Consider the following 16,726-nt stretch of genomic DNA (forward strand, 5'->3'; position numbering starts at 1 on the left):
CGCTGTCAGCCGCAGCCAGGGCTACGCCTCGCAGGTCAGGTCGTGCGCGGGGAGCCGTCCCGTACGCAGGTAGGCGTTGACGCGCTCGTCGACGCAGGCGTTGCCGTACTCGCCGTACAGGCCGTGCTGGCGGGCGCCCTCCACGGTGAGCAGCCGGGAGCTCGGCCACTGCTCGCGCAGGGCCTCGGCGCCGGCGTAGAGGGTGCGGGGGTCGCCGGTGGCGTTGACGAGCAGGGCCGGGACGTCGTTGTCGAGCACGGTCGGCGCCTCGGCGGGCCGGTCCCAGAACTCGCAGGGGGTGATGTTGTTGGCCAGCGGCCCGACGAGAGGGGACCGCCGGCGGGACTCCTCGACCGCGCGCCAGTAGCTGCCGACGCCGCGCCGCTCGGCCACGTCACCGCAGATGATCGCGGTCATCTGGCTGGAGGCGGCCGAGCCTGCCCCGGTCAGCAGGAACTCCAACTGCCCGGCGAGTGCTTCGGACGGCTCGACCGGCTCCCGGTCCGCAGCGCGCGCCAGGAGACGTACGGTCCCGGCCAGGTCGGCGCGCCGCTCGTCGAGGTCGCTGCCGAGGCCGCCGATGAAGACGGAGGGGAGCACGTGCTCGTCCAGCAGGTACGCCTTTCCGATCCGCAGCGGCTCCTCCGTAGCGGCGTCGAGGATGTGCTGCACCGTTGCCAGGACCTTGCCGCGCGTGGCGCCCAGCCCGTAGGTGCCGTGCCGTGCGGCGGCCCACGACGCCCACGCGCGCAGGGCCGCCTCGTTGGCCGCCTCGGCGCCGCGGAGCAGGGTCTGGCTGTAGTGCTCCGGGGAATTGACGCCGTCGAGCACCATGCGGTCGGTGCGGCCGGGGAAGAGCTGGGTGTAGACCTCGCCGAGGTAACTGCCGTAGGAGTAGCCGAGGTAGGAGAGGGAGTTCTCGCCGAGGGCGGCTCGGATGACGTCCATGTCGCGGGCTGTGTTGCGGGTGGTGACGTACGGCAGCACGTCACCGTGGGCGCGTTCGCACCGCCCGGCCAGCTCGCGCGCGACGGCGACCTCCTCGCGGTACGCCGCCAGGTCGGCGCCCGCGGAGCGGACGAGCGCGGAGCCGAGGTCCCAGCCGCAGTCCAGCGGGGTGCTCCGGCCGACGAAGCGCGGGTCCATGCCGATCAGGTCGTAGCGGTCGGCGACCTCTCCCATCACCTTCGACTTGGTCAGTGGCATGTGGAGGCTGGGGCCGGCCGGCCCGCCGTCGTTGAGCAGCAGTGGGCCGACGCGGTGGGCAGTGTCGGTGGCCTTCAGGCGGGATAAGGCGACGGTGATGGTGCGACCGCCGGGGTCGGCGTAGTCGAGCGGCACGGTGATGTCGGCGCAGTCGGCGCCGGCGGCGTCCAGCGCCTGGCCCAGCTCGTCGTCGAGGCCGAGGGCGCAGGCGTGCCAGTCGACGTGCTGGCCGTGGAAGCGGGCGAACGGGTCCGGGTCAGCGGCTGTGGCGGTGGCAGTGGTCGTCGCGGTGGCGGCGAGCACCGCCGCGCACGCCGCGAAGGCCTTGATGCGTCGAGAAGTTGACATACCCGCACGCTAGGGGCGGCGGACACCTCGGCACAGTCCGGGAAAACCCTGAAACCGGGTGGGACTGTCCCCCAAAAAAACTCATCCCACAACCCTGAGATTCCCCGTCCACCCCGACGGTCTTCCGCAGTCGATCCGGTGCCCGGCTATAGCCCAAGGCCGTGAAGTTACGGCTTGAGTGCGACTGTCCAGGCGGCTGTGATCTGTGGGTTTGCCGGACGTAGGAAGCGGAGCCCCGGTAGAACTGGCAGTCGACCAAGACAACCATTCACTCACCGGAGGCTCTGCTGTCCGGACAGGGCGGAAGCTCACCGGCGCCCTGGTGGGGCTGCCGCTGGTTGAAGTGACCGCGACCGCGCTGTGGCACGCCCGCTGCCGGCTCGGAGTCTCCCACGAGACCGGACACCCGCTACCCGGTCCAACGAGCAGCAGACGCCAAGGTCACCCATTCGACCCCCAGAACTTCCGTTCCCACGCGGTGAACCCGCCGACAGGACTCACTCCCGCTCACCACAACGCACTTCAGCTCAGCAAACCGACAGCAGCCCACTCTCCTGACGAACCGCCAGGTAACGGTTCGGGGCTCAGGGGGCGGCGATCCGCCGGGAGCGGCCAGAGCCCGGCCCCGCACCCGGCGCCCCGCACACACCCCCCCATCGGCGTTACCCGCATCTCACCCGGCGGCGAAATACCCCCCCGGGTATTAATGTTAATCTGAACGAGAGATACCCCCCGGGGTAACCGAACGGAAGGAGCCGTGTCGTGTTCTTCGTCGACACCATGGAGACAGCGGGCCTCGGCAACCGCAGTTATCTGGCGGGCGGGCAGCGGGCCGCCGTGGTCGTGGATCCGCCGCGCGACATCGACCGGGTCATCACCGCGGCCGCCCGGCGCGGTGTGCGGATCGCCCTGGTGGTGGAGACACATCTGCACAACGACTATGTGACCGGTGGCCTGGAGCTGGCGCGCGTCACCGGGGCGCGGTACCTGGTGCCCGCCGCCGCGGAGGTCTCCTTCAGCCGGGTGCCGGTGGCCGACGGTGACACGGCACCGGTCGACGACGGGCTCACCCTCCGCGCGCTCGCCACTCCCGGGCACACCCCGCACCACACGTCCTATGTGCTGGAGGAGGACGGTCGCGCCGTCGCCGCCTTCACCGGCGGCTCACTGCTGATCGGCAGCGTGGGCCGGCCCGATCTGGTGGAGCCGCGGCTCACCGCCGACCTGGCCCGCGCCCAGCATGCCTCTGCGCACCGGCTGGCCGACGAGCTCGAAGACGCCGTTCCTGTTCTGCCGACGCACGGTTTCGGCAGTTTCTGTTCCTCCTCGCAGGCCGAGGGAACAGCGACGACCGTCGGTGACGAGCGGAAGCGGAACGACGCACTGGTTAAGGACGTGGACACCTTCGTCACCGAACTGCTCGCCGGTCTGGACGACGTTCCCGCCTACTACGCGCACATGGGGCCGGCCAATGCGGCGGGCCCCGATCCGATCGATCTGACCCCGCCCGGCGCGGCCGATGCCGAGGAGATCTCCCGGCGGCTGGCCGCGGGCGAGTGGGTGGTGGATCTGCGCAGCCGGGTGGCGTTCGCCGAGGGACATGTCGCCGGATCGTTCAACTTCGAGGGCGAGGGACAGCTCGCGACGTATCTGGCCTGGCTGATCCCTCGGGGGAAGCCCGTCACCCTGCTGGCGGGCACGGCCGCCGATGTCGCGCATGCGCAGCGGGAGCTGTCCCGCGTCGGTATGGGCCGGCCGGTGGCCGCGGCCATCGGCGATCCCGAGGACTGGGTACGCGAGCCGGCAGAGCTGCGGTCGTTCCGCAGGTCCGACTTCGCAGGTCTGGCGGATGCCCGGGCGTGCGGCGAGGACCTGGTGGTTCTCGATGTGCGCAGGGACGCCGAGCACAGCGGCGGTGCCATCACGGGGGCGGTGCACATTCCCGTCCACGAATTGCCCCGGCGGCTGGACGAAGTGCCGCCGGGCGTCGTGTGGGTGCACTGCGCGGGCGGGATGCGGGCGGCGATCGCGGCGTCACTGCTGGATGCGGCAGGACGGGAGGTGGTGGCCGTCGACGACGGTTTCGGTGCGGCGGTACAGGCCGGTCTGAGCCTGACCGTCCCTGCTTCCCCGGCTTCCCCGGCCTGACCGCCCGACGTCCGTACCCCGAACGCCGCTCCCGAGGAGTGTTTTCCTTGTCTTCCCTGATGTCCTTCTTCCGTCGCGGCCCCGGCCGCGTCACCCCGGCCGAGGCCGCCCGGCGGACCGCCGACGGTGCGGCGGTTCTGCTGGACGTGCGTGAATCGTCCGAGTGGTACGCCGGGCATGCGCCGGGGGCGATCCATCTGCCGCTGTCCCGGCTCGCCGAGGGCGCATCGCTGCCGGACTCGGCGACGGGCCGTCCGGTGGTGGTGATCTGCCGCTCCGGCAACCGGTCCCGGCAGGCGGCCCGGATATTCGCCGACCGCGGCTCACAGGCCGTCGACGTCGTGGGCGGCATGATCGCCTGGGCCGCCGCGGGCCTGCCCGTGCACGGTCGGCACGGGGCGGCGGGCATCGTCGCATGACCACGTTGATTCTGGCGCTGGCCGCCGGGACGGTGGTGGGTCTGGCACTCGGCGGGCTGGGCGGGGGCGGAAGCGTTCTCGCCGTCCCCGCGCTGATCTATCTGCTCGGCTTCACCCCGGCCGCCGCCACCACCGCCGGCCTGCTCATCGTCATCGCCACATCCCTCACCGGGCTGGTCGCCCATGCCAGGGAGGGCAGGGTCCGCTGGCGTACGGGCGGACTCTTCGCAGCAGCGGGAATCGTTCCGGCGGCGGTCGCCGGGGCGCTGTCGGCGCGGATTCCGTCCGGGGTGCTGACCGCGGCGTTCGCGGTGCTCGCGGTGGTCGCCGCGGTACGGATGCTCCGCCCCCGGGCGGAGCCCGCGGCACAGGACGGGGACGGCACGGACTCCGTGCCCGCCGGGCGGGCCGCGCGAGCGGGCGCCGGGCTCGGTGCCGTGACCGGGTTTCTCGGCGTGGGCGGTGGGTTTCTCGCGGTGCCCGCCCTGGTCACCGTACTGGCCGTCCCGATGAGCGCGGCGGTCGGTACCAGCCTGCTGGTCATCACGGTGAACTCCACGGCCGCCCTGATCACCCGCCTCGCCACGCCCACCGCCCTGGACTGGGCGGTGATCGCCCCGTTCACGGCGGCGGCGGTGCTCGGGGCCTGGGACGGGCAGCGCCTGGCCGCGAGGGTGTCCACCGCCGCGTTGCAGCGGGTCTTCGGTGCGGTACTGCTGGCCGTGGCCGTGTTCATGCTCGTCGACGCCGTGGTGTGAGCCACGGCGTCACCCCCGGCCACCAGCCCCGCCTTCCGGCTCAGGCAAGCGAGAGAAAGAGTTTCTCCAGTCGCGCCCGCATCTGGTCGCGGTCCGCGGGCTCACTGCCGCCGTCGGCCATGCAGTGCTGCAGGCCCGTCGCGATGATCGCGAAACCGGCCCGGTCGAGCGCCCGGGAAACGGCCGCCATCTGTGTGATGACGTCCTCGCAGTCGCGGCCCTCCTCGATCATCCTGATGATCCCGGCGAGCTGGCCCTGTGCGCGGCGAAGTCGGTTGAGGACCGATTTCAGTTCGTCGGCCGCCATGTCGAGTTCCACAACATCCTCCTCCTAATACCCCGAGGGGTATTCTAACCTGAATGGGGAAGGAGGGACCGAGTCCCTCCTCAGCCCCGGTGAACGAAAGGAAACACTGCTCGTGACCAGCCCCGTCTCCCTCTCCCCCGCCCAGGCCGCGGCCCGTCTCGCGGAGTTCACCGTCATCGATGTGCGGGCCCCGGGCGAGTACGCCTCAGGGCACGTTCCCGGTGCTCTGAACATCCCGCTGGACCGCCTCCACGAGGCCGTGCCCGCGCTGAAGTCCGCCGCGGCCCGCGGATCGCTTCTCGTGGTGTGTGCCTCCGGCGTCCGCTCCACCCGGGCCTGCGACATCCTCGCAGCGGCCGACATCGACGCCGTGACCCTGTCCGGCGGCACCTCGGCCTGGGAGGGCGAGGGCCGGGATCTCGACCGTCCCGCCGGCACCCGGGCAACCTGGCCGATGGAGCGTCAGGTCCGGCTCGCTGCCGGTTCGCTCGTGGTGGCCGGCCTGCTCGCCGGGGTGCGCTTCCCGGCCGCGCGCTGGATCTCCGCCGGCGTCGGCTCCGGGCTCGTCTTCTCCGCCGTGACCAACACGTGCGGCATGGCGGCGGCCCTGTCGAAGCTTCCGTACAACCGGGCCCCGCACTCGGCCGCGAACCTGGACGCGACGCTGGACGCCCTCCAGGGCTGAGCCACCCCGTAGCGGGAGGAGCCGGTCACGCACCCGCGCAACCGGCTCCTCCCTTTGCGGAAACGGATCAGACGTCGTCCCGTACCAGGGCAAGCATGCGGTCCAGTACGCGCGGTCCTCCCGCACGCAGCCCATCGTGCTCGAACTCATTGGTCACCCAGGTACGCAGACCGCGGATCGACTCCGCCGTGCGCAGCGCGTGCCCGGTGTCGACATACATGTCGTCGTGGTAGACGGCTGCGGCGACCGGCACCTCGTTGGCGGCCAGCCGCTCGGTGTCGTACAGCGGCGCCCAGTCGGTACGGGAGGCAAGCAGCTCGGCCGTCTCGCGCAGCGGGCGCAGCGCCGGGTCCACCTCGAAATGCCAGGGGTGGATGCTCTCACCGGTGAAGAGCACCGGTCCATCGCCCTTGAGCGCCGTGGCCGCGTCGAACTGCGGGAATTCGGCACGGACCCGCTCGGCGGCCCAGCCGGTGGGCTGTTCGCCCTGACCGTAGATCGCCTCGTGCATCAGCGCGTACAACGGATGCCCGGCGAACGAGTTGGCCGTGCGCATCGCTTCCTGGAAGGTGTCGGAGAGTTCGGTGCCGAGCGGCGTACGGACGAAGGCGTTCTCCAGCAGGTAGTGCAGCTGGTGGCTGCCGTTGCCGCCACCCAGCATGATGCCGAGGGACTGGAACCCCTCGGGTGTCAGACGGTGTCCCGCGCTTTCCGGGCGGTGCTCGGCGAGGTGAGCGGTGATCTCCCGGGCGTGCTCGACGTCCTGCGGGTAGCGGGCGTAGTGGGCGGCGACCTTGCGCTCGATCCGCGGGTAGGCGGCCCGGTAGACGTCGTCGGCGTGCGCGTCGAGCGAGGGCAGTCCACCGGTGATGAGGACGGCCTTGAGCCCCTCGGGGGCGGCCGACAGATAGCGGACGGCGCAGAAGCCGCCGAAGGACTGGCCGAGTACCGTCCACGGTTCGCCGCCGGTCAGCTGCGGGCGGATCAGCTCGCAGTCGCGCACGATGTTGTCGGAGCGGAAGTGGGCGAGATAGTCGGCCTGCTCGCGCGGGCCGCCGCGCAGCGGCAGGGTCTGCCGGTTGGCCGGGGTGGAAAGGCCGGTGCCGCGCTGGTCGAGGAGCAGCACACGGAACTCCTGCACGGCCCGCCCCAGCCATGCCTCCGTGCCGATGAAGCGCCTGGCGCCGAAGCCGGGGCCACCCTCCAGATAGACCAGCCAGGGCAGCTCTTCGCCGTCCTTGCCGCTCGCCACGGCCTCCCTGCCGAAGACCTCGATCTGCTCACCGCCCGGAACGGTGTGGTCGAGCGGGACCGTGAAATAGCGGTCGGTGAAGACGATGCCGGGGTGCCGGTAGCTGCTCACAAGGTGCTCCTGAATCAGATGTTCCACGGACAGTTCAGCACATGGCCGTGACACGGACAGTCGCGGCCCGTGTGCGGCACGCCCGGGGGCCTCCTACCGTGCAGGCATGATCCGGTTCGAGCAGGTCAGCAAGGTCTACCCGGACGGTACGAGAGCGGTCGACGGCCTTTCCTTCGAGGTCGCCGAGGGGGAGCTGGTCACTCCGGTCGGACCGTCCGGCTGCGGCAAGACCACCACGATGATGATGGTGAACCGGCTGATCGAGCCGTCGTCGGGCCGGATCCTGGTCGACGGCGAGGACATCGCCGGCGTCGATCCGGTGAAACTGCGCCGCCGGATCGGCTATGTCATCCAGCAGGTCGGTCTCTTCCCGCACCGCACGATCCTCGACAACACCGCGACGGTCCCCTCGCTGGCCGGCTGGAAGCGGGCGAGGGCCCGCGAGCGGGCGGCCGAGCTGCTGGATCTGGTGGGCCTCGACCCGAAGACGTACGGCTCCCGCTACCCCGCCCAGCTCTCCGGGGGGCAGCGTCAACGGGTGGGCGTGGCAAGGGCGTTGGCCGCCGATCCGCCAGTGCTGCTGATGGACGAGCCGTTCGGCGCGGTCGACCCGGTGGTGCGTGAGCGGCTGCAGGACGAATTCCTGAGTCTTCAGGCGACGGTCAGGAAGACGGTCCTGATGGTCACCCATGACATCGAGGAAGCGGTCCGGATGGGTGACCGGATCGCGGTCTACGGGGCGGGACGCATCGAGCAGTTCGACAGCCCGGGGGCGGTGCTCGGGTCTCCCGCGACCTCGTATGTGGCACAGTTCGTGGGCGCCGACCGGGGTCTGAAGCGCCTTTCGGTCACCACGATCGAGCCGGACGATCTGGAGCAGCCGCCGGTCGCCCGGCTGAACGAGCCGGTGAGGTCGGCGACGGCACGGCTGAGCAGTGCGGGTGCCCGCTGGGCGGTGGTGCTGAACGGCGAGGGCGACCTGCACGGCTGGGTGTCGGCGGACGCGCTGCGGATCGCCGAGGAACACGGCACGGTCGGCGAGCAGGCCCGCCGGATGGACGCCTGGGTGCCGGTCGGCGCGCCACTGAAGCAGGCGTTCAGCGAGATGCTCCAGCACGACGCCGGGTGGATCGCGGTGCTGGACGGGTCACGATTCCTCGGCGTACTGACTCCGGCCAAACTCCACGAGGCGCTGCGCCGCTCGGTGGACGCCGATGCGCGGGGCGTGGGCCGGGACGAGGTGCGGTTCGACTCGGTGGCGGACGCGTAGGGCGCGCGCTGTGCGTCGCACGCCACGCGCCGGCCAGGACTCGCCCTACCGCCCGCGCCGGTAGCTGCTGCCGTCCTTGGGGCGGACCAGCAGACCGGCGACGACCAGGTAGCGGCGCAGCGCCGAGCAGTCCTCGTGCACCGTGAGCAGTGCCTCGTTGACCTCACGTTCGGTGTAGGTCCGGTCCCGCTCGAAGAGGGTCTCGGTGAGGTGGACCAGCAACTGCTCGCGCCGTGCCGTCTTGCGGGGGATCGCCGTCAGACGGCCGTGCGAGAAGAGCGCCGCGACCTGGTGCGAACCGCTTGAATCGTTGTCAGGCATGAGAGGGAGCGTCGCAGGCCTCCGGCCTGCGGGCAACGTGTTTTCGCCGCGCCCGCGGGCCGGATGGCGGATGGCTCCTGCCCGACCCCGATCCGCCGGGCAGGCCCTGAACCGCTCGGGCCACCGCAATGGCCCCCTGGAGCCGCTCGCCCGCCTCGTAGACCATGTACAACCGCGAGGTGGGCAGCCGCCTCAAGACGCACCGGGGCCGGGCCGAACAGGCGAGGGCCACTCTGTCCTACTTCGACGGGGTGCACTTCGCCGCACGCGGGCGTGCACCGGCGCTGTTCTCGACGGCTCTGGAGGACATGACCTGCCCGCCCTCGACCGTCTTCGCCGCCTTCAACGCGTACGCCCACCAGGACAAGGCCATCGAGGTGTACGACTTCAATGATCACGAGGGCGGTGGGCCGTTCCAGGAGGCCGCGCAGCTGGGCTGGCTGCCCGGGAAGCCGACGGCCTGATCCCGAAGAAAGGCCCTAGCCGCGCGGGATGAGGTTCTTGGACTCCAAGTAAGTGCGTGCCACGTCCTCGGGCAGCCGTCGCCAGCTGTCGACCTGCTCGTCGAGCCGGGCCAGGCCGGCGGTCGTCAGTACGGTGTTGAGCTTGCTCAGCGCCTTGCGTACGCCTTCGCTGCCCGCCCGGGACCGGTTGACGACGGGGACGAGGTAGTCGGCGTTCTGCAGGTGCTTGTCGTCGGCGAGCAGGACGAGGCCGAAGTCGTCGAGGGTGGCGTCGGTGGTGGTGGTCAGGACCATCTGGTCGTGACCGTTCTGGACGGCCTGTTTGGCCTGGGTGGTGCCGACACCCTTGGGGTCCACGGCGGTGATGCGGATGCCGTACGTCTTCTTCAGCCCGGGTGCGCAGTAGGGGCGTTGTACGCATTCGTCGCCGGCGGCCAGACGCACGGACAGTCCGGATCCGCCGAGGTCGCCAAGGGTCTTCAGGTGGTGTTTCGCCGCGAACGGGGCGGCGACCGCGAAGGCGTTCTGGTCGACGGCACGCCCGGGGTCGAGGACGGTGAGGCCACGGGGTGCGGCGAGGGCGCGCAGGGCCTTCATCGTGGCGGCGAGGCCGGGCGAGCCGACGGGGGCTGCGTCGGCACCGTTCTTCTTGGCGTTCAGCCAGTCCGCGAAGGTGGCCGCGTACTCCGGAACGACGTCGATCTGGCCGCTCTCCAGCGCCGGTTCGTAGATCTCACGGTTGGTGGCGGAGATGATCTTCGTGGAGTAGCCGGCCCGGTCGAGCAGCAGCGCGTACATCTGGGCGAGCAGATCGCTCTCGGTGAAGCCCGCGGAGCCGATGGTGAGGTGTTTGCTGTCGCCCGGCGGTGCGGTGACCTCGCCCTGGTTCTCCAGAGAGGGCCCGGTGGTGCAGGCGCTCGCCAACAGCAGGAGCACGGGGAGGGCCCTTCGCGGCCTCATCCTGATTCCTCGCCGCGGAACCGGTCGGGGGCGAGGCGTTGCGCCACTTCGAAGAGCCCTTCGACGATCAGGGCGAAGACGGCTACGAGCACGGCCCCGGCGACCACCTGCGGGGTGGAGGCGAGGTTGAAGCCCGCGGTGATGATGCGGCCGAGTCCCCCGCCGCCCGCCAGCGCCGCGAGGGTGGCGGTGGCGACGAGCTGGACGGCGGCGATCCGTACGCCGGTGAGAATCAGGGGCAGGGCGAGCGGCACCTCCACTCCCAGCATCAGCTGTCTGCCCGTCATGCCCATTCCCGTGGCCGCCCGTACGACATCGCGGTCGACCTCGCGCATGCCGACGTAGGCGTTGGTGAGCAGCGGCGGTACGGCAAAGAGGACGAGGGCGATGATGGTCGGCCACTCGCCGCGCCCGCCGATCGGGGTGAGGAGCAGCAGCACCAGCACGGCGAAGGTGGGGACGGCCCGGCCGATGTTGGAGATGTTGACGGCGAGCGCGCCGCCCTTGCCGAGATGGCCGAGGACCAGGGCGGTGGGCAGGGCGATCAGACAGCTGATGAGCAGGCAGACGACGGTGAGGAACAGATGCTGGCCGAGACGGTTCCAGATGCCGCCGTCGCCGGACCAGTGCGCCGGGGTCGTGAGCCAGGACCAGGCGGCGGCGAGGGTGTTCACGACCGCCTCCGGGTCCACGGGGTCAGGATTCGTTGCGCGAGAAGAAGCAGCACATCGGCGGCGACGGCGATGACGACGCAGAGGACGGAGGCGGTGAGCACCTGGGCCTTGAAGTACGTGTTCATCCCGGAGTAGATGAGGTTGCCGAGTCCGCCGTAGCCGACGATCGCACCGACCGTGACCAGGGAGACCGTGGAGACGGTCGCGATACGCAGTCCGGCCATGGCGGCGGGCAGGGCGAGGGGAAGCTCCACGGCGACGAGCAGACGCACGGGGCCGTACCCCATGCCACGTGCGGCCTGCCTGGTCTCCGCGGGCACGGCGCGCAGTCCGGCGAGGATGTTCCTTACGAGGAGGGTGAGCGAGTACAGGACGAGTCCGGCGACGACGAGCGAGGCGGAGAGACCGTACACCGGCAGCAGCAGCGAGAACATGGCGAGCGACGGCACGGTGTAGAGGATGGTCGTCACGCCGAGGACCGGCCCGGCCGCCCAGCGCCGGCGGCGCGCCGCGAGGGCGAGCGGAACGGCGAGGACCAGTCCGAGGAGTACGGAGGCCGCGGTGAGCTGCAGGTGCTGGACGACGGCGTCCCAGAGAATCTCGCGACGGCTGGTCAGGTAGGCACCGCAGAGCCACTCATTGCGCGCGAGGCAGTCGTCGGGAGGCGCGGTCACCCGTCCATTGGAGCGCGGGAAGGCGGGCGGACGCGCGTCCTGATCGACTGTCCGGGGGCCGTGTGGGGCGGACGCGTGTGACGCGGACGGTCGGGGAGGTGGCGGCGCCACCGGGCCGTGCGGCGCGTCGGCCTATTCGGACGCCGCTGCCGAGGCCGTGGGGCGTTCGACCTTCTTCACCGTGATGTCGTCCGGTCCGAGCTGCCGCCCGTCGGCCGAGTGGACCTCCAGCGCCCGGGGCGGACGGCCGTGCCGCAGGTCGACCATCTCCGAGTGCGGTTCGCCGGGATCGAAGAAGTGGCCCTCACCCCACTGCCGCAGCGCGACGATGACCGGGAAGAGATCCCTGCCCTTGGGCGTCAGCACATATTCGTGGTACGCACTGCCGTCGGCCGCCGGCGCCATGTCGAGGATGCCGCCCGCGACCAGATCGCGCAGGCGCGACGCGAGGATGTTCTTCGCCACGCCCAGGCTGCGCTGGAACTCCCCGAAGCGGCGACTGCCGTCGAACGCGTCGCGGACGATCAGGAGCGACCACCAGTCGCCGATCGCGTCGACCGAACGAGCCACCGGGCAGTCGCTCTCGTCGAAGCGTGTCCGCTTGACCATGCCGTCCTCCCTCACACCATCGGTTGCAACATGCTACCAGATACGGCTACGGTCAGGCCGGTAGCAACATGCAACCAATGCGATCGAGGGATGCCACGTGGCCGGCAGCGGGAGAACGATGAGATCCGAGAAGGCAGACGGGGCGACACCGGCTCGCACCCTGTCCGGACGCACGACACTGCTGTTCGCGGTCGCGTCCGGCGTGGCGGTGGCCAATGTCTACTTCGCGCAACCCCTACTGGCCACCCTGAGCCAGGACTTCCGGATCAGTGCGGCGACCGTCGGTATCGTCGTCACCCTCACCCAGATCGGGTACGGCCTCGGGCTGTTCCTGCTCGTCCCCCTGGGCGATCTGGTCGACCGGCGGCGCCTCGTCGTGACCCAGTTGGTACTGCTGGCGACGGCACTCATCGCAACCGGGACCGCGGCCACCGCACCGATCCTGCTGACCGCCCTGGCCGCGGTGGGCTTTCTCGCCGTGGTGACGCAGACCCTCGTGGCCTTCGCCGCATCGCTGTCCGCCCCGGACCGACGCGGCCGCGCGGTCGGCCTGGTCACCAGCGGAATCGTCATCGGAATCCTGCTGGCCCGCACGGTCTCCGGTGCACTGGCCGACCTGGCGGGCTGGCGATCGGTCTACCTGACATCGGCGGCACTGACCCTTGCCCTCACTCTGTCCCTGCATCGCGTGCTGCCACGACGCGCCACACCGCCCACATCCATGCGATACATGCAGCTGCTGCGTTCGACACTCGTCCTGTTCGCCGAGGAACGCGTACTCCGTGTCCGGGCTCTGCTCGCCCTGCTGATCTTCGCCGCGTTCAGCACCCTGTGGAGCTGCGTCGCGCTGCCGCTGAGCGAACCCCCGCTGTCGCTGTCGCACACCGCGATCGGAGCGTTCGGGCTCGCCGGGGCGGCGGGCGCGCTCGCGGCCGCTCCGGCCGGGGGCCTGCACGACCGCGGCCTCGCCGGGTGGACAACCGGCGTCGCACTGGCCCTGCTCACCGTGTCATGGCTCCCCCTCTCCCTCACCCGGCAGTCGCTGTGGGCACTGGCGATCGGCGCGATCGTCCTCGACCTCGCCGTGCAGGCCGTCCACGTCACCAGCCAGAGCCTGATCTACGCGGTCCGTCCCGACGCGGGCAGCCGTCTGATCGGCGGTTACATGGTCTTCTACTCGGTCGGCAGCGCTGCGGGCGCCCTCGCCTCGACGACCGTCTACGCGATGGCCGGATGGGGTGCGGTGTGCGTTCTCGGCGCCGCGATCAGCGCACTCGCGCTCCTCGTGTGGGCGGCGACCCGCAATGAAACGCCTGCGGCAGGCACGACCGGAGCGCCGAGCGCATCCGCCGGATGAACTGGGCGGCGCACGCTGCACCGGCGCGGCAGGCCCGGCGAGACCGGGAGCCGGACTTGCTGCGTATGGGGGGCACCCGCGCGCCTACCGCCCGGTACGGCCGCACATGACGGTAGACCGGGGTTCACGCCCTTTCCCCGTATGCCTACCGAGGAGCCCCCGCATGTCGTCGCCCGGCCGCACCGATGGCACCTACCGCTTCGACGACCTGCGCGCGCTGTACCTCAACTGCACGCTCAAACGCTCCCCGGAGATCAGCAATACCCAGGGGCTGATCGACCACAGCCGCGCGATCATGGAGGAGCACGGCGTCACCACCGAGGTGGTCCGGGCCGTCGACCACGACATCGCGACCGGCGTCTGGCCGGACATGAGGGAGCACGGCCGGCAGACGGACGCCTGGCCGGAGCTGTACGAGAAGGTGATGGCGGCCGACATCCTGGTGCTGTGCGGGCCGATCTGGCTGGGGGACAACAGCTCGGTCATGAAGCGGGTCGTCGAGCGCCTCTACGCCTGTTCCAGCATCCTCAACGACAAGGACCAGTACGCGTATTACGGCCGGGTGGGCGGCTGTCTGATCACCGGGAACGAGGACGGGGTCAAGCACTGCGCGATGAATCTGCTCTACAGCCTCCAGCACCTCGGCTACACGATCCCTCCGCAGGCCGATGCGGGCTGGATCGGGGAGGCGGGGCCCGGCCCGTCGTACCTGGACCCGGGGTCGGGCGGTCCCGAGAACGACTTCACCAACCGCAACACCTCCTTCATGGCCTGGAACCTGATGCATCTCGCCACGATGCTGAGGCGTGCGAACGGCATCCCGGCCCACGGCAACCAGCGCTCCGAGTGGGATGCGGGCTGCCGCTCGGACTATCCCAACCCGGAGCACCGCTGACCGCGCCCCGGCTGACGAGGCCGCGTCCGGGGGAGGCGCGGCGGGCGTACGGCCCTCGCCTCCCCCGGGCGGTCGTCAGTGCTGTTCGGCTGCCGGCTCCAGGACGAAGACCGGAATCTGCCGGTCGGTCTTGAGCTGGTAGTCGGCGTAGTCGGGGAACGCCTCGACCGCGCGCTGCCACCACACCGCCTTCTCCTCGCCGGTGACCTCACGGGCGTTCATGTCCTGTCGGGCCGGGCCGTCCTGCAGCTCCACGCGAGGGTCGGCCACGATGTTGTGGTACCAGACGGGGTGCTTGGGCGCGCCACCCTGCGAGGCGACCACGGCGTACGTGCCGTTGTGCTCGACCCGCATGAGCGGGGTCTTGCGGATCTTGCCGCTCTTGGCCCCGCGGCTGGTCAGGATGATGACCGGGAGGCCCCGCATCATGGTCCCCTCCGCCCCGCCGGAGTTCTCGAACAGCTCGACCTGATCGCGGACCCACTGCGCGGGGCTCGGCTCGTACTCACCCTTGAGAGGCATGGCATCTGTCCCATCGTCGACATTCGGTTACGCAGACACGCGGACACGCGGGCACAGGGGCGTCCCGCTGCTCCGAGAACTCTTTCATCATTCCGCCCACCCTGGGCCGGGCGGATCCGCGTGTCATGGCGGCAGTCGGGCCGGCGTCAGGGGTGCGGCGGATCGAGTCGCAGTTGCAGCATCGCTTCGAATCTCGCCTCCGGGTCGTTGAGATCGATGCCTGCCACCACGGCCAGCCGCTTGAGCCGGTAGCGGAAGGTGTTGGGGTGGATGTGTACGGCGGCAGCTGCGGCGGCCACATCGCCGAAGGTGCTCAGCCAGGCCTCCAGAGTGTCCGTGAGGGCGGTGTCGTGCTGGGCGTCGTAGGCGCGCAGCCGGATGACCGGGCCGTCGGGGAGGTCGTCCTCGGCGGCGATCCGGTCCGTCAGCTCCTCCAGCAGCGAGGCGGCGTAGACGTCCGACAGCCTTGCGGCCCGGCGCTGCGAGCGGCCGGAGCCGAGAACGCGCAGCGCCCGGTCCGCGTCGGCGCGGGAGCGGCGCAGCTCGGCCGGGCGGGCGGCGAGCCGGCCGATGCCGATGACGGCGGGGACACGGTTGCTTATACGGCCGAGGAACGCCTCGGCCACCCGTTGCGCGTGCTCGTCCGAACTCGTGGGCAGCACCGCGTAGGTGACGCCCCCGAGTGAGGCCGCGGCCGTACGGGGATGGATCGCGGCCAGATGCAGGGCGAGGGCCTCGGCGATGCGGTGGCCCGCGGCCACCCGGTCGGGCGCCGACGGCTCACCGGTCACCGCGAGCGCCAGTACGCAGGCGGGCTGCGCGGACAGGCCCAGCCGTACGGCGGCCTGCGGCGCGTGCGCGCCGCCCTCCAGGACCGTGGCGAGCAGATCCGCGCGCAGCCGGCGTTCGACGTCCTCGCCCGTGCGGTGGCGCAGCAGATGCAGGGCGGCCACCTTCGCCGCCTCCTGCAGGGCCTGCGTACGGTCCTCGCGCAGCGGTCCGTCGACCACGACCCAGATCGACCCGAGGATCTCGCCGCCTGCGCGGACGGCGATCGCGACGCGGGGCTTGTCGGAGATGCCGGCCACATAAACGGGTTCTTCCTTGCGGTAGAGAGCCTGGAAGGCGCCGAGTTGCTCCAGGGCGCGCAGCTTCTCGGCGGGCACCTGGCGGTCGAGGATGGTCGCGATCCTGGCATCGTCGCCCTCGTCCTGCCGGCTGGAGAAGGCGAGCACCCGACCGCCGCGGTCCTCGACGGTGACCGGACCGTCCAGCAGTCCGGCCGTCGCGTTGGCCAGCGCGAACAGGTCACCGGCGAGCGGCTCGGCGCCGTCGGCCTCGTCGGGACCGCCCACCGTCCCCAGTTCGTCGACCGCGAGCAGCGACCGCAGCAGGGCCGCCACCTGGGCCCAGGACGCGCCGGGGGTCAGGCCGAGCACGGTCAGGCCGGTGCGCGCCGCCGCCTCGGCCACCGGCCCGTCCACCGGGACCGGGGACCGGACGACCACGGCCGCCGCGCCGAGCCCGGCGGCCCGGTCGACCAGGGCGGCGACCGGCTCGGCGCCGTACACGCCGACGCCGAGCACCACCGCGCCGGGCAGCCTGGCCGGTTCGTCCAGCGGGTCCTGGATGAGCACTCCGCTGACGGTGCGGGCCGGGTCGGCCTGCCCGGCCACCACCTCGATCAACGTCGATCCCAGATCGTTGAGGATCCGGCCGAGCACGGCCCGCGGCTGCTCCGTCATC

At 71.1% G+C, this 16,726-nt stretch carries 17 protein-coding genes and 1 pseudogene; 8 read left to right on the top strand and 10 right to left on the bottom strand.

From position 1 onward, the window contains the following. Window positions 1-21 precede the first annotated feature (21 nt). Complete coding sequence (locus ACZ7IB_RS14905; protein WP_470912865.1) at window positions 22-1,554, bottom strand: alpha/beta hydrolase; 1,533 nt, start codon at window positions 1,552-1,554, stop codon at window positions 22-24. Between the two features lie 762 nt (window positions 1,555-2,316). On the opposite strand from ACZ7IB_RS14905, the gene ACZ7IB_RS14910 reads away from it, so the two are divergent. From ACZ7IB_RS14910 to ACZ7IB_RS14920, 3 genes are read left to right on the top strand one after another with little or no spacing between them, the layout of a single operon-like run. Beyond that, complete coding sequence (locus ACZ7IB_RS14910) at window positions 2,317-3,702, top strand: MBL fold metallo-hydrolase (RefSeq protein ID WP_470912866.1); 1,386 nt, start codon at window positions 2,317-2,319, stop codon at window positions 3,700-3,702. A 59-nt stretch (window positions 3,703-3,761) separates the two neighbouring features. Continuing rightward, entirely contained in the window at window positions 3,762-4,121 is a 360-nt protein-coding gene (locus ACZ7IB_RS14915) for a rhodanese-like domain-containing protein (RefSeq protein ID WP_470912926.1), read from the top strand. Continuing rightward, window positions 4,118-4,879 (top strand): sulfite exporter TauE/SafE family protein, encoded by a 762-nt coding sequence (locus tag ACZ7IB_RS14920; RefSeq protein ID WP_470912867.1) that lies wholly within the window; start codon window positions 4,118-4,120, stop codon window positions 4,877-4,879. The genes ACZ7IB_RS14915 and ACZ7IB_RS14920 overlap by 4 nt, the downstream gene beginning before the upstream one ends. A gap of 40 nt (window positions 4,880-4,919) precedes the next feature. On the opposite strand, the gene ACZ7IB_RS14925 is transcribed toward ACZ7IB_RS14920, so the two are convergent. Beyond that, entirely contained in the window at window positions 4,920-5,198 is a 279-nt protein-coding gene (locus tag ACZ7IB_RS14925; protein ID WP_093896672.1) for a metal-sensitive transcriptional regulator, read from the bottom strand. A gap of 100 nt (window positions 5,199-5,298) precedes the next feature. Here ACZ7IB_RS14925 and ACZ7IB_RS14930 point away from each other — a divergent pair, with 100 nt between their 5' ends. Continuing rightward, window positions 5,299-5,871 carry a rhodanese-like domain-containing protein gene (locus ACZ7IB_RS14930; protein ID WP_470912868.1) on the top strand — a complete coding sequence of 191 codons (573 nt, stop codon included), beginning with the start codon at window positions 5,299-5,301 and terminating at the stop codon, window positions 5,869-5,871. 67 nt (window positions 5,872-5,938) lie between these two features. Here ACZ7IB_RS14930 and ACZ7IB_RS14935 read toward each other — a convergent pair whose 3' ends face one another. Further along, a complete protein-coding gene (locus tag ACZ7IB_RS14935) occupies window positions 5,939-7,234 on the bottom strand; it encodes an alpha/beta fold hydrolase (RefSeq protein ID WP_470912869.1) in 1,296 nt (431 codons plus the stop codon). Between the two features lie 106 nt (window positions 7,235-7,340). Here ACZ7IB_RS14935 and ACZ7IB_RS14940 point away from each other — a divergent pair, with 106 nt between their 5' ends. Then, the gene (locus ACZ7IB_RS14940; protein WP_470912870.1) at window positions 7,341-8,504 is read left to right on the top strand and encodes an ABC transporter ATP-binding protein; all 1,164 of its coding nucleotides are present in this window, start codon (window positions 7,341-7,343) and stop codon (window positions 8,502-8,504) included. Between the two features lie 45 nt (window positions 8,505-8,549). Here ACZ7IB_RS14940 and ACZ7IB_RS14945 read toward each other — a convergent pair whose 3' ends face one another. Then, a complete protein-coding gene (locus tag ACZ7IB_RS14945; protein WP_398631576.1) occupies window positions 8,550-8,825 on the bottom strand; it encodes a DUF2087 domain-containing protein in 276 nt (91 codons plus the stop codon). A 173-nt stretch (window positions 8,826-8,998) separates the two neighbouring features. Here ACZ7IB_RS14945 and ACZ7IB_RS14950 point away from each other — a divergent pair. Then, window positions 8,999-9,289 (top strand): annotated as a pseudogene (locus ACZ7IB_RS14950) (acetylxylan esterase); the annotation flags it as partial. 15 nt (window positions 9,290-9,304) lie between these two features. On the opposite strand, the gene ACZ7IB_RS14955 reads toward ACZ7IB_RS14950, so the two are convergent. The 4 genes from ACZ7IB_RS14955 to ACZ7IB_RS14970 all read right to left on the bottom strand — a co-directional run bounded on the left by ACZ7IB_RS14955 (window position 9,305) and on the right by ACZ7IB_RS14970 (window position 12,206). Then, window positions 9,305-10,249: an ABC transporter substrate-binding protein gene (locus ACZ7IB_RS14955; protein WP_470912871.1), complete on the bottom strand. Its 945-nt coding sequence runs from the start codon at window positions 10,247-10,249 to the stop codon at window positions 9,305-9,307. Beyond that, window positions 10,246-10,923 carry an ABC transporter permease gene (locus tag ACZ7IB_RS14960; RefSeq protein ID WP_470912927.1) on the bottom strand — a complete coding sequence of 226 codons (678 nt, stop codon included), beginning with the start codon at window positions 10,921-10,923 and terminating at the stop codon, window positions 10,246-10,248. The genes ACZ7IB_RS14955 and ACZ7IB_RS14960 overlap by 4 nt, the downstream gene beginning before the upstream one ends. After that, window positions 10,920-11,597, bottom strand: coding sequence for an ABC transporter permease (locus tag ACZ7IB_RS14965; RefSeq protein WP_470912872.1), 678 nt, complete (start codon window positions 11,595-11,597; stop codon window positions 10,920-10,922). The genes ACZ7IB_RS14960 and ACZ7IB_RS14965 overlap by 4 nt, the downstream gene beginning before the upstream one ends. A gap of 132 nt (window positions 11,598-11,729) precedes the next feature. Then, on the bottom strand, window positions 11,730-12,206 hold the full coding sequence (locus ACZ7IB_RS14970; RefSeq protein WP_470912873.1) for a winged helix-turn-helix transcriptional regulator: 477 nt from the start codon (window positions 12,204-12,206) through the stop codon (window positions 11,730-11,732). Between the two features lie 118 nt (window positions 12,207-12,324). Here ACZ7IB_RS14970 and ACZ7IB_RS14975 point away from each other — a divergent pair, with 118 nt between their 5' ends. Then, a complete protein-coding gene (locus ACZ7IB_RS14975; protein WP_470912874.1) occupies window positions 12,325-13,563 on the top strand; it encodes an MFS transporter in 1,239 nt (412 codons plus the stop codon). A 163-nt stretch (window positions 13,564-13,726) separates the two neighbouring features. After that, complete coding sequence (locus ACZ7IB_RS14980; protein WP_470912875.1) at window positions 13,727-14,458, top strand: flavodoxin family protein; 732 nt, start codon at window positions 13,727-13,729, stop codon at window positions 14,456-14,458. Window positions 14,459-14,533: 75 nt separating this feature from the next. Here ACZ7IB_RS14980 and ACZ7IB_RS14985 read toward each other — a convergent pair whose 3' ends face one another. Next, on the bottom strand, window positions 14,534-14,980 hold the full coding sequence (locus tag ACZ7IB_RS14985; RefSeq protein ID WP_470912876.1) for a nitroreductase family deazaflavin-dependent oxidoreductase: 447 nt from the start codon (window positions 14,978-14,980) through the stop codon (window positions 14,534-14,536). 146 nt (window positions 14,981-15,126) lie between these two features. Next, window positions 15,127-16,725 carry a PucR family transcriptional regulator gene (locus tag ACZ7IB_RS14990; RefSeq protein WP_470912877.1) on the bottom strand — a complete coding sequence of 533 codons (1,599 nt, stop codon included), beginning with the start codon at window positions 16,723-16,725 and terminating at the stop codon, window positions 15,127-15,129. Between the last annotated feature and the right edge of the window lies 1 nt (window position 16,726).

This window comes from Streptomyces sp. NPDC037301, assembly GCF_055602785.1.

Excerpts from the sequence above, each read along its gene's own strand:
- ACZ7IB_RS14905 (WP_470912865.1), bottom strand. The coding sequence starts at position 1,554 with ATGTCAACTTCTCGACGCATCAAGGCCTTCGCGGCGTGCGCGGCGGTG.
- ACZ7IB_RS14915 (WP_470912926.1), top strand. The coding sequence starts at position 3,762 with ATGTCCTTCTTCCGTCGCGGCCCCGGCCGCGTCACCCCGGCCGAGGCC.
- ACZ7IB_RS14920 (WP_470912867.1), top strand. The coding sequence starts at position 4,118 with ATGACCACGTTGATTCTGGCGCTGGCCGCCGGGACGGTGGTGGGTCTG.
- ACZ7IB_RS14940 (WP_470912870.1), top strand. The coding sequence starts at position 7,341 with ATGATCCGGTTCGAGCAGGTCAGCAAGGTCTACCCGGACGGTACGAGA.
- ACZ7IB_RS14945 (WP_398631576.1), bottom strand. The coding sequence starts at position 8,825 with ATGCCTGACAACGATTCAAGCGGTTCGCACCAGGTCGCGGCGCTCTTC.
- ACZ7IB_RS14955 (WP_470912871.1), bottom strand. The coding sequence starts at position 10,249 with ATGAGGCCGCGAAGGGCCCTCCCCGTGCTCCTGCTGTTGGCGAGCGCC.
- ACZ7IB_RS14970 (WP_470912873.1), bottom strand. The coding sequence starts at position 12,206 with ATGGTCAAGCGGACACGCTTCGACGAGAGCGACTGCCCGGTGGCTCGT.
- ACZ7IB_RS14975 (WP_470912874.1), top strand. The coding sequence starts at position 12,325 with ATGAGATCCGAGAAGGCAGACGGGGCGACACCGGCTCGCACCCTGTCC.
- ACZ7IB_RS14980 (WP_470912875.1), top strand. The coding sequence starts at position 13,727 with ATGTCGTCGCCCGGCCGCACCGATGGCACCTACCGCTTCGACGACCTG.
- ACZ7IB_RS14985 (WP_470912876.1), bottom strand. The coding sequence starts at position 14,980 with ATGCCTCTCAAGGGTGAGTACGAGCCGAGCCCCGCGCAGTGGGTCCGC.
- ACZ7IB_RS14990 (WP_470912877.1), bottom strand. The coding sequence starts at position 16,725 with ATGACGGAGCAGCCGCGGGCCGTGCTCGGCCGGATCCTCAACGATCTG.